Genomic DNA, 11061 nt, shown 5'->3' with positions numbered 1-11061 from the left:
GAATAAAACTAAAAACAGGCTCATTGGTATCTATATACCAATGAGCAAGTGAACAAACTAATTAGGGCAAATTAGTCAAGTTGATGGTATTTACCTTTATCATCCCACTTATACATGACGTAGTCGGAAACGGTCAGGTCACCTTTTTTATCAAAGGTTTTCTTACCCATAACAGTATTTACTGAGTGAGAGTGTAGCCACTGCGCCGCTTTGACTGGGTCAAGGTTTTCATGGCCTAGCGCATCAGCCACTACTTGCATTGCAGTGTAGGCGTATAGTGTGTAGCCTTCTGGCTCATAACCACTATCACGGAATTCTTTAACAACAGCTTTACCTGCTGGGTAGCTAGTTGGGTTAGCACCAAAGGTCATGTAGACGCCATTGACGTATTTCGCACCGCCCGCTACCGTCACAAACTCGTCGGATACGATACCGTCACCAGACATGAAAATGGCTTTTGAACCTTGATCACGAAGCTGACGAACCAATGGACCCGCTTCAGAATGCAGGCCACCAAAGTAAACCAAGTCAGCGTTTACTGAACGAATTTTCGTCACCAAAGCATTAAAGTCTTTCTCACCACGAGTCAAACCTTCATACATCACTTCTTTAACGCCATAACCATTCAGGGTTTTTTTCATGGCATCTGCCAAGCCTTTACCATAAGTGGTTTTATCATTAATGATAGCGACACGCTTGGCTTTTAATGTATCCACAATATAGGTTGCGGCAACATCACCTTGCTGATCATCACGGCCACAAACACGAAATACATTTGGTAGTCCACGATCAGTTAAGATAGGACTAGTAGACGCGGGGTTAACCATCAACACGCCAGCGTCAGCATAGACGTTTGATGCAGGAATACTAGAAGAGGAACAGAAGTGACCAACCACCGCCACGACATCATCAGAGTCCACTAATCGGTTTGCAACAGACAAGGCTTGTTTTGGTTCACAAGCATCATCCGCTTTAATCAAGTTAATCTTTTCACCATCTATACCGCCTGCGGCATTAATGTCTTCGGCCGCTTTTTTGGCACCTTCCCATAGCTGCTTACCAAACGCCGCATTGGCACCGGTAAATGGACCCGCCACACCGATATTCACATCGGCTTGCGCCAAGGTTGCTGCACCAGCTACCGCAATAGAGAGTAACGTTTTTCTTATAACCGCATTTGACATGTTCAGAGCTCCCACTTTTTGTTTATCGTTTTTATTAAATAGCAAGAAGCGTTCCAGAAAATTAAAACCAAAGAAATGATGATAAAAATGGAACTATTTATTGTTTTTATAAAAAATGTGCACACTTTTCACACACAAGATTAATCCGTGCACAAAAATTGGTCAATATTAAAAAGATAAATCTTTGAAATAAAATGGTAGATATAAATGATAGGGCAGCACAAAAAACTATAGATCAGACATTTTTAAGGATTATATTTTGAACAACGAAAGGCATCGCACCAAAAAAAGGCAACAATTGATGTTAAGAAGAGGTAAACAACAAGACGAGACAAGTCATTTACGTAAAGATATGGTCATCCCCTAAATATAGACAAAAAGAACAGAAAAGTTTGTCAAAAAACTCTGTTTTTCTATCAAAAAACTCCGAAAATTGTCTTTTTACAAAAATGCTAAGATTGTCTTCTAGAAAAATTGCGAATCAAAGCCTTAACTCTCCTTAGAATAAGCCATCTCAAATACGCTTTTGAGGTTGTGCTAGACCCTAGACAACCCCAGTAATGGCCTGGATGGACGACTATTGAGAAGGAGCATTATGGCTGAGTATTTGCGATAGAGGCACCAGTACAACATTATCCTTACGAAGCTGCGTTAAACGCTTCTTCAAATAGGACAGAGTTTCTGGATAAGGGTGACCAATTGCCATGGCCTGGCCACGATGCTTAGCCACTTTAATGAGACGGGAAAACTGACGATCTATGGCTTTTTCCGTGCGAATGTTATCCAAAAAGACATCCCGCGTTGTGGTTGGTAAGCCATATTTCTTTGCCGTTTCCCCCGCTACACTATGGGAAGACGTTAAACTGTCGATAAAAAACAAGTGATGCTGTTGCAAGATCTGCATCACCCAATTCATAGACTGCTGGTTGGCGGTCAGCAAACTTCCCATGTGATTATTCACCCCTTGAATACCTGGCAAGCTGTCAATATCTTTCGTCAACGCTGTTTTCAACTCCTTTTCGGACATCCGCGCATACAGTCCGCCAGGTCCTAATTTCAACTCCCTTTCATTCTCCATTGGTGCATGCAGCATGGTTAAGCGCCCTTGTTCTTTAGAGCGCACTGCCGTTTGATGGGCAAACGGCGTCATTGGCAGGATGGCCAACGCCACTTCTTTAGGCAGCTTTAAAGCCCCCAACATCCCTCTGCGATTATAACCAAGGTCATCTATCAAAATCGCAATTCTTACTTTTCGCTCAGGCAAAGACGAACCATGGGATAAGGCAGGTGATTCAGACTTTTGTCTATCGACCACACGATCATCAATGGTTTGCAGCATCAACGGACGATTATCATTTTGCTGCTCAGGGTTCAAAGCATCGAACATCATAAACCCTGATGCTTTCCCTGACGATTCCGACGCACTCTTCAGCGGCCCTGTCAGTGACGATAGCCAAGACGTTACGACAGGAAAGCTTACAGATTCTTTCATCATCTGCCCATGATAAGGCGCAGAATGACTCTCATGAGCAAAAGACACGCATGCGATCAGACCTAGATATAGCACGACAAACAAGCGCATCATTCGCTTGATCAGAACAACTTTCACAATAAACTCTCTCAAGAACGGTGCTCAAACTTAGGCAGTGTTTTCAAAATTGTCACCGCTTGAAACAACTGAAAATCTTTTTTCGCTAACTCACTTAACTTAGCACCTTGTGTATCAAAGCGATCCGCTCCACCTGTTCCATTGCTTAGATGTCCATTCAATTCAGACTCTTTCACAATGAATGGTTCCTTGGTCAAACTTAGAGTGGCTTGTGGCACAACAAGATCAGGAGTAATACCTTGAGCTTGGATAGATCGCCCATTCGGCGTGTAATACAAAGCGGTCGTCAACTTCACAGCAGCCCCATTCGACAAAGGAATCAAGGTTTGTACTGAGCCTTTGCCAAAGGTATTTGTCCCGACTATCAAACCACGATGATGATCTTGCAAAGCACCTGAGACGATCTCGGAGGCAGATGCCGATCCTTGGTTGACGAGCACCACTAAAGGCGCATTGGGCAACAGAGTGTTTTTCGATGTCGCTCTAAATTGACTATTCGATACATCATCTCGACCTTTGGTATAGACAATCATGCCTTTACTAATAAAGGCATCCACCACACCGACTGCTGCTTGTAAAACGCCACCTGGGTTGTTTCTAAGATCCAGCACAACCCCCTTAATCGGTTTTTGCTTTTTCAGTTTCTTAATCGCTTTATAAAACTCTTGGGCCGTGTCCCCCTGAAACTGACTGATGCGCAAGTAGGCAATGTTATTGCCTAGCCATTTTGTCGATACACTGTTATCAGCAATCATCTGACGTTTAAGACTAAAATGCTTGATCTTTCCATGACGCTCTATATCAAGCGACAACGTCGTGCCTGCGTCACCACGCATCAAATTCATGACATCCTCAAAGCTCATGTCGGTAACCACTGTATTGCCTACCTTCACGATCACATCACCGGGTAAAATGCCTGCTTTAGCAGCGGGTGAGCCATCAATAGGGGAGACAATCACCAGCTTATTGTCTTTTAGCTCCACTTCAACTCCGACTCCGGCGTACTCTCCTGTCGTCAGCTGATCAAAATCTTTCACTTCCTCTTTCGTCAAATATTCAGAATGAGGGTCCAAGCCAGCGACCATGCCCTTGAGCGCTTTATTGAGAATTTGTTGATCCGACATGGGGTGTACATAGGTGTCACGGATCGTTTCAAAGGTTTCCACAAAAGCTTGTATTTGCGACAACGGCAATGTCGAGTTCTCCACTCCTTTATCGTTGACTGCAACCGCCTTCTTGGCACCAGAGGTATCCGCTGCGAAACTTGGCTGCATAGAAAACGCCACCAACAAACACACCACTCCACGACTTAAGAACTTCATCATATTTTTTCCTGTTGTTATCTTTGGTGACTCATATTAGGGACGAGCCGCCCTCCACTAACGCCGTCTTATCCACGCAAGTGGTTTAAGTGGCGTGCCATCATGACGAATAGCAAAAAACAATGCGGGTTCAGAACGACCACCCGAACTACCAACGGTGGCAATAACGTCATTCGCATTGACCCATTCTCCGACTTCTTTAAGCAAACTTTGGTTGTAACCATACAAAGACATATAGCCATTACCATGGTCGATAATAATTAAAAAACCAAACCCTCTTAACCAGTCGGCAAACACCACACGACCATTAAAAATAGCATGAACCGGCTCGCCTTCTTTACCTTTTAATGTCACCCCACCCAAATTGATACTGCCATCCGAGGGCAGTTTAACCAAGGGGGTAAGTGGTGGCACTAACTTACCTTTTTGTGATGAAAAAGGCTCATTCTGATCCGGCAATTTTATATCGGCCAATGCTTCTTCAAGCTGTTTTAAGACACTTTCTAATTGCTTCTGATTCTTTTTTATCTGCTCGGAGCGTTGATTGCCTTTCTTTAAATCTTGATCAAGCTTCGCTAATAGCTGTCGACGACTTTGTTTTTCTTTCTTTAACTTGTCACGTTGAGCAAACAAAGAGGCCTGCTCTTGCGCTTGTTGTGCACGCTTGCTACGGATACTTTTTTCCACCAAGTTGAGATCATTCACTTGGCTGGCGTAACCATTAATAAGGGATTGACGGGCATCGGATACATAGCGGTTGTACTGAACTAATCGATCAACATCTTTGCCCGAACCATTGAGCAAAAGCTTAATAGCTTCTTGCTTGCCAGAACGATAAACCGCCCTCAATTGGGCGGCTATTTGTGAACTCTGTTGTTGAATACTGAGCTGCAGGTCACCCTGCTGAATCTTCAGCTTCGAAAGCTGTTTTTCTCCCTTTTTTAAGCTTTCTTTTAGCTGATCAATTTGCTTCATCAAATGTTGGATGGCTTTTTCCTTGCTCTCCAATTGGTTCTCCACATCAGATCGTTGCGATTTCACTTCCTTCATCCAACGATTAAGCTTTTGTAGATCTTTCTTCAATGCTTCAATTTGTTGCTTTGCTTGCTCAGGTGTTTGCGGTGCAGCGTTAGACGCTGTTGCCGCCCAGCTCACACTAGACAGCAACAGAAGCACCCAACACAGCACATGACGACAAAAAACTGTCATCGGTTACCTCACGAATGCGTGAGCAGACTGGTGCCACTCATTTCTTCTGGCTGGTCCATGCCCATCATCTCCAGCAAGGTGGGGGCGATGTCTGATAACGCCCCATCTTTCAGCCCTAGATGTTGATCGCTATTTGGGGCAAACAGAACCAAAGGCACAGGCCCATTGGTATGCGATGTCAAAGGCTGAGAACCATCATCACTCAACATTTGCTCAACATTACCGTGATCTGCCGTAATCAAACATTGCCCGCCATTCTCTTGCAATGCCTCCATAATGCGACCAAGGCAAGCATCCACGGCTTCAACGGCTTTCACTGCCGCGTCAAAAATACCACTGTGCCCCACCATATCACCATTAGCAAAGTTACAAATAATCGTGTCGTACTTACCTGCTTTGATCACTTCGACGAGTTTATCTGTCACCTCTGGTGCACTCATTTCTGGTTTCAAATCATACGTTGCCACATTAGGAGAAGGAATCAACTCGCGCTCTTCTCCCTCAAATACGGCCTCTTCCCCACCGTTAAAAAAGAAAGTCACATGGGCGTATTTTTCTGTTTCCGCAATACGTAACTGTTTTTTACCCGCTTTGGACAAGATTTCCCCTAACGTATTGCTTAATGCAACAGGAGGAAAAGCGACATCGGCCTCAATATCCGCTGCAAACTCGGTGAATGTGACGAAGGCCGCATAGTCAGGGTGGGCTTCTCGTTTGAAACCTTCAAAATTTGGGTCCGTAAACGCTCGAGTCAACTGACGAGCGCGGTCTGGTCTAAAGTTGGCAAAGACAATCGTATCACCATCCTGCACGGAAACGGGCTCACCAATCACGGTGGCTTTCACAAACTCATCGTTTTCATCGCGATCATAAGCTGCTTGAATAGCCTCTTCTGCTGTCTCGGCTTGGAACTGACCTTTGCCCATAACAATGGCATCGTAAGCCGTTTGGACTCGATCCCAACGATTATCACGATCCATTGCAAAATAACGGCCCGTTAAGGTAGCAATCTTGCCAACACCTAATGCTTTTAGCTTCTCCTCTAACGTCGCAATGGGGGTTTTGGCCGAGCGTGGAGGGGTATCCCGACCATCGGTGAAACCATGAACATACACTGCTTTCGCACCGCGTTTTGCCGCCAACTCACACATAGCGATGATTTGCTCATAGTGACTATGAACCCCACCATCCGACAATAACCCCATGATATGAACCGCTTTGTCTGCTTTAACGGCTTTGTCGACGGCACTAACCAGCACGTCATTTTCAAAAAAACTACCATCTTCAATGGCTTTACCGATTCGAGTGAAATTCTGGTACACAACACGACCCGCGCCAAGGTTCATATGGCCTACTTCTGAGTTGCCCATTTGCCCTTCTGGTAAGCCAACCGCAAGACCCGATGTTTTGATAAAAGAATGGGCTTGGTTTTCCCATAAAGCATCCCAATTTGGCGTATTGGCGACGGCAATCGCATTGGATTTTGACGTGTCACTGTAGCCCCATCCGTCAAGAATAAAGAGTGCTGTGGTTTTCTTATTCATGGTGATCCATCCGTAAGTTGGTCATAATGATGTTTCAGTACATTTGCTTCGATACTATCACAGACCTGTAATTTTGTTACAGACTCTGCTTTCTATTCTAACCATTAATCTTCTCTATTCGCTGTCAATATTTGCTAATAACCAATCTCGAAATGCAACCACTTGTTCTAAATCCGCTTTGTCCGCCGGATAGGATAACAAATACTCATTGGGCGTTCTCACTTCGTCGCCAAAAGGGGCAACAAGCTCTTTAGCCTCTAATGCTTGCTCAGTCAAAATAGTCGGCATAATGGCAATGCCCATGTGATTTTTCGTGGCTTCTAATAACATATGAAAATGAGCAAAAGACGTGCCCGCAAATGAACCACTTTCCAACCCTTTTGCCACCAACCAATCAGGCCACGCATTCATTCGCGATGACAGGTGCAACAAGGGAAACTGAGTCACATCATGGCACTGCCAATCTTTCAGCCCTTTGGTTTCGTCAAATTGACGCAAAAGACGAGGTGAGCATACGGCAACCACTTTTTCTGAAATAAGCCGATGAGACACCGCCCGAGGCCAATGATCGCCACCATAATGTAAAATGATGTCGATGCTGTCTGCATCAATCTTGGCGGCATCGTCTAATGAGCGCAGTTTAATTTGAAATTCTGGATGTGCCTGTTGAAACCGTGCCAAACGCGGCATCAGCCAATAAGAAGCAAAGGTGGGGAGAGCAGAAATAGTCAGCGTTGTTTTTTCATCTTCTCGGTGCAGCATTTTTAAGCTGGCGATTTCCATACCATCTAAAAGCGGCACGACCTCCTTATAGTACGCTGCTCCAGTACTCGTTAACACAAGCCGCTTATTCAAACGAATAAATAAATCCCGTGACAAAAACTCTTCCAGATTACGAATCTGACGACTCACTGCACTCTGCGTAAGATGCAGCTCTTGAGCAGCACGAGTAAAACTAAGATGTCTAACCGACGCTTCAAAACACTTGAGCGCAGTTGACGACGGAATATAACGCCGCATGTGATAGCCATTACTTATTTAAAATGAGAGAGGCTAACTGTAACGTATTCGATACACTTTCCCAAACATTGAATGATACGAATGCACTATTATTGCTCACTCATTCATTGAGATGAATAGGGCACTCCCCAAAAGGCAGTGCCAAGTATCCATTCGTTACACTAATCTAATGCATGCGCCTTTTGCCCGTAGTGATAAGTATGAGCTCCGACTTCATAAAACATTCGTTTCAGCTCACGCAAAGGGATATTACGCAACAAGGTAGTGGGTACCGAGAGCGTGTCACGCTGACCAGTAAACCATTCAGCGAGTTCTTTGCCCATTACGGTTCCCGGTCCAATGCCACGACCACTGTAACCTGCGACACTGTATAGCCCCTGCTGAAGCTGTTGGCAATGGGGAAGATGGTCTTCGCTGTATGCAATTTTGCCTGTCCAACAATAATCCCATTCGACCTTATTTAACACAGGAAAAATTTCCGTGACTCGTTGGGTCGCCCAGTTCGATAACACACGACCTTCACCGCCCATTCCACCAAACACCAAACGACCTTGCTTATCCATACGAAACGAACTCATGACGGTACAAGTGTCCCAAACGCCTTCTTTATTTGGCAAAATTTTCGCCAACTGCTCGTCATTGAGCGGTTTAGTCGCCAGTTGGCTGTAAAAGATAGGGACGAACTTTCGTGCTTGTACTCTCACACCATGCTCACTGTAGGCATTGGTAGCCAAAATCACTTTTTCAGCGCGAATTTCCCCTTGATTAGTCTTCACTTGCCAACCATCTTCACAGGGCAAAATACTGTCTACTGGCGAGTAATCATAAAGCTTTGCGCCCTCTTTAATAGCCGCATGAGCAAGCCCTCGAGCATACGCCAGAGGTTGAATGGTCCCGGCACGAGGATCAAATAAAGCCGAGTTGAATTTATTCGATCCGATGCGCAATTGCGCTTCGGAAGCCCCCAAAAGCTCTACTGGCGCACCACGCTTCTTCATTTGCTCGTAACGACGTTGCAGTTGCGCTAGACCGGCTTTCCCCACTCCTGCATGCAAGGTGCCATGGCGTACCGCTTCACACTCCATCCCATACTCATCAATCAAGCCATAGACATAATCTGGTGCAGCAGCCAAAGCGTCATACATAACCCTCCCCGCTTCAGGGCCAAGGGCTCGATCTAACTGGTCAGGCTCTAACCAAACCCCCGCATTGGCTAGACCCACATTACGACCGGAACCACCGAAGCCGATTTCTTGTGCTTCCACCACCGCCACACTGACTCCTAATCTAGCCAGATGCAAAGCCGCCGATAATCCTGTAAAACCGCCACCGACAATCACCACACTCGCACTCTGTGAGCCCGTTAAAGGCGTGAGCTCGGGACCTGCTGGCGCAGTGGCCCGCCATAATGAATCGCATGCTGCATCAGACATAATCAAACCTCAAAGTAAATGAGAACAAGGTAAAAACAACAAAGGCGAGCGTCTGCTCACCTTTGCTTTTCATGCTATAGACGCTAATCGTAAGGCGTTAGATCTGCCTTACTCAAAAACAATTCCCTGAGCTAAAGGTAAGTCGCCACCGTAGTTAACGGTATTCGTCGTGCGACGCATATAGTTTCGCCACGCATCAGAGCCAGACTCACGACCACCACCTGTGTCTTTTTCACCACCGAAAGCGCCGCCAATTTCTGCACCAGAGGTACCAATATTCACGTTCGCAATGCCGCAATCGGATCCAGCTGGAGACATAAATAATTCCGCCTCACGCATACTCTCAGTGAAAACCGCTGAAGACAGACCTTGCGGTACTTCGTTTTGGATCTCAATGGCTTCGTCAAATGACGAGTAGGTCAATACATAAAGAATCGGCGCAAAGGTTTCTTCATGTACAATGGGCGCATCATGGGCGATACGAACAATCGCTGGACGCACATAAAATCCCCCTTCGGGAACCCCTTCGGTTACTCGATCGCCACCACAAACAATGGTTCCACCTTGTTGTTTTGCTGCTTCAAGAGCTGCTTGCATACGCGCAAAGCTGCCTTCATCAATCAGTGGCCCAACCAAGTTACCATCTGATAATGGGTTACCAATGCGCAGAGAGCTGTAAGATTTTGTCAAACGCTCTACCAAGCCATCCACAATCGATTCATGGGCAATCAAACGACGCAATGTGGTACAACGTTGGCCTGCCGTTCCGGCTGCCGAAAACACAATCGCACGCAGTGCCAAATCCAAATCCGCTGTTTGGGAGACAATCATGGCATTGTTTCCACCGAGTTCCAGCAATGAACGACCCAGACGACCCGCGACGGTTTTGGCAACAGCACGTCCCATGGCAGTCGACCCCGTTGCAGACACGAGAGGGAAAGTATCGCTTGCTGAAATGGCTTCACCAAGCTCACGATCGCCAATCATTACACTGACCGATGCTTTCGGAATATCCGGCATGTCGGCGATGACATTTTGCGCTATTTGGTACATGGCCAACGCACACAAAGGTGCTTTTTCAGATGGTTTAAGCAAGACAGGATCTCCACACACTAAACCAAGCATGGTATTCCAAGACCAAACCGCCATAGGGAAATTGAACGCAGTAATCACAGCAACCGGACCCAATGGCTGCCATTGTTCCATCATTCGGTGACCAGGACGCTCTGAAACGATAGACAGACCATGCAACATACGCGATTGCCCAACCGCGAAGTCACAGACATCAATCCACTCTTGCACTTCACCAAGGGCTTCTGGAAGAATTTTACCTGCTTCGAGGGAAATCACCTGGGCCAGTTCGTGTTTATACTTACGAGCTTCTTCACCAATACGACGAACCAATTCACCACGGCGCGGTGCTGGTACAAGACGCAGCGCTTTAAAGGCGTCTTTTAGTTCATCATTTACCTTATCCAGCTGACTTGGCGTAGCATTTTGAAAAGTAGAAAGTACCGCGCCATCAATTGGGCTATGGACAGAAAACGCGCTACCACTGCCCAATACTTGTGTATTACCCGTTAATACGCTGAAAAACGTCTCGCCCTGTTTGAGCGTATTGACACCGAGTGTGTCTAAACAAGTTAATGTCATGGGGAACCTCTTTAGTTAAATTCAAGGAGCTAGGCGACGCCAAACCGCGTTACCTTTAATGTCATCACCATATACCGCCTTTGACTG

Annotated in this window: 8 protein-coding genes; all 8 read right to left on the bottom strand. The window is 45.9% G+C overall.

What is annotated here, in order from left to right:
- Positions 1–71 precede the first annotated feature (71 nt).
- The 8 genes from AC0VYG_RS02745 to amaB all read right to left on the bottom strand — a co-directional run bounded on the left by AC0VYG_RS02745 (position 72) and on the right by amaB (position 10974).
- Positions 72–1184: a branched-chain amino acid ABC transporter substrate-binding protein gene (locus tag AC0VYG_RS02745; RefSeq protein WP_475430830.1), complete on the bottom strand. Its 1113-nt coding sequence runs from the start codon at positions 1182–1184 to the stop codon at positions 72–74.
- A 577-nt stretch (positions 1185–1761) separates the two neighbouring features.
- Positions 1762–2793: a divergent polysaccharide deacetylase family protein gene (locus tag AC0VYG_RS02740; protein ID WP_475430828.1), complete on the bottom strand. Its 1032-nt coding sequence runs from the start codon at positions 2791–2793 to the stop codon at positions 1762–1764.
- A gap of 11 nt (positions 2794–2804) precedes the next feature.
- Entirely contained in the window at positions 2805–4118 is a 1314-nt protein-coding gene (locus tag AC0VYG_RS02735; protein WP_475430827.1) for a S41 family peptidase, read from the bottom strand.
- A gap of 54 nt (positions 4119–4172) precedes the next feature.
- The gene (locus AC0VYG_RS02730) at positions 4173–5324 is read right to left on the bottom strand and encodes a murein hydrolase activator EnvC family protein (protein ID WP_475430826.1); all 1152 of its coding nucleotides are present in this window, start codon (positions 5322–5324) and stop codon (positions 4173–4175) included.
- An 8-nt stretch (positions 5325–5332) separates the two neighbouring features.
- The gene (gene gpmI / locus AC0VYG_RS02725; RefSeq protein WP_475430825.1) at positions 5333–6868 is read right to left on the bottom strand and encodes a 2,3-bisphosphoglycerate-independent phosphoglycerate mutase; all 1536 of its coding nucleotides are present in this window, start codon (positions 6866–6868) and stop codon (positions 5333–5335) included.
- Between the two features lie 114 nt (positions 6869–6982).
- Positions 6983–7888: a LysR substrate-binding domain-containing protein gene (locus AC0VYG_RS02720; protein WP_475430824.1), complete on the bottom strand. Its 906-nt coding sequence runs from the start codon at positions 7886–7888 to the stop codon at positions 6983–6985.
- A 161-nt stretch (positions 7889–8049) separates the two neighbouring features.
- Positions 8050–9321 carry an NAD(P)/FAD-dependent oxidoreductase gene (locus tag AC0VYG_RS02715; RefSeq protein WP_475430823.1) on the bottom strand — a complete coding sequence of 424 codons (1272 nt, stop codon included), beginning with the start codon at positions 9319–9321 and terminating at the stop codon, positions 8050–8052.
- Positions 9322–9429: 108 nt separating this feature from the next.
- Positions 9430–10974, bottom strand: coding sequence for an L-piperidine-6-carboxylate dehydrogenase (gene amaB, locus AC0VYG_RS02710; RefSeq protein WP_475430822.1), 1545 nt, complete (start codon positions 10972–10974; stop codon positions 9430–9432).
- Positions 10975–11061: the final 87 nt, after the last annotated feature.

The sequence above is a fragment of the Marinomonas sp. 63XJN7_7_ISO-PGPR-S23-202 genome (genome assembly GCF_056173505.1).
Note: the sequence above shows the minus strand (reverse complement) of the source record. Positions and strands in the feature narration are given on the sequence as shown.

Bases quoted from the DNA above. Each gene is read 5' to 3' on its own strand.
- AC0VYG_RS02745 (WP_475430830.1), bottom strand. From the start codon at position 1,184: ATGTCAAATGCGGTTATAAGAAAAACGTTACTCTCTATTGCGGTAGCT.
- AC0VYG_RS02735 (WP_475430827.1), bottom strand. From the start codon at position 4,118: ATGATGAAGTTCTTAAGTCGTGGAGTGGTGTGTTTGTTGGTGGCGTTT.
- AC0VYG_RS02730 (WP_475430826.1), bottom strand. From the start codon at position 5,324: ATGACAGTTTTTTGTCGTCATGTGCTGTGTTGGGTGCTTCTGTTGCTG.
- gpmI (WP_475430825.1), bottom strand. From the start codon at position 6,868: ATGAATAAGAAAACCACAGCACTCTTTATTCTTGACGGATGGGGCTAC.
- AC0VYG_RS02720 (WP_475430824.1), bottom strand. From the start codon at position 7,888: ATGCGGCGTTATATTCCGTCGTCAACTGCGCTCAAGTGTTTTGAAGCG.
- AC0VYG_RS02715 (WP_475430823.1), bottom strand. From the start codon at position 9,321: ATGTCTGATGCAGCATGCGATTCATTATGGCGGGCCACTGCGCCAGCA.
- amaB (WP_475430822.1), bottom strand. From the start codon at position 10,974: ATGACATTAACTTGTTTAGACACACTCGGTGTCAATACGCTCAAACAG.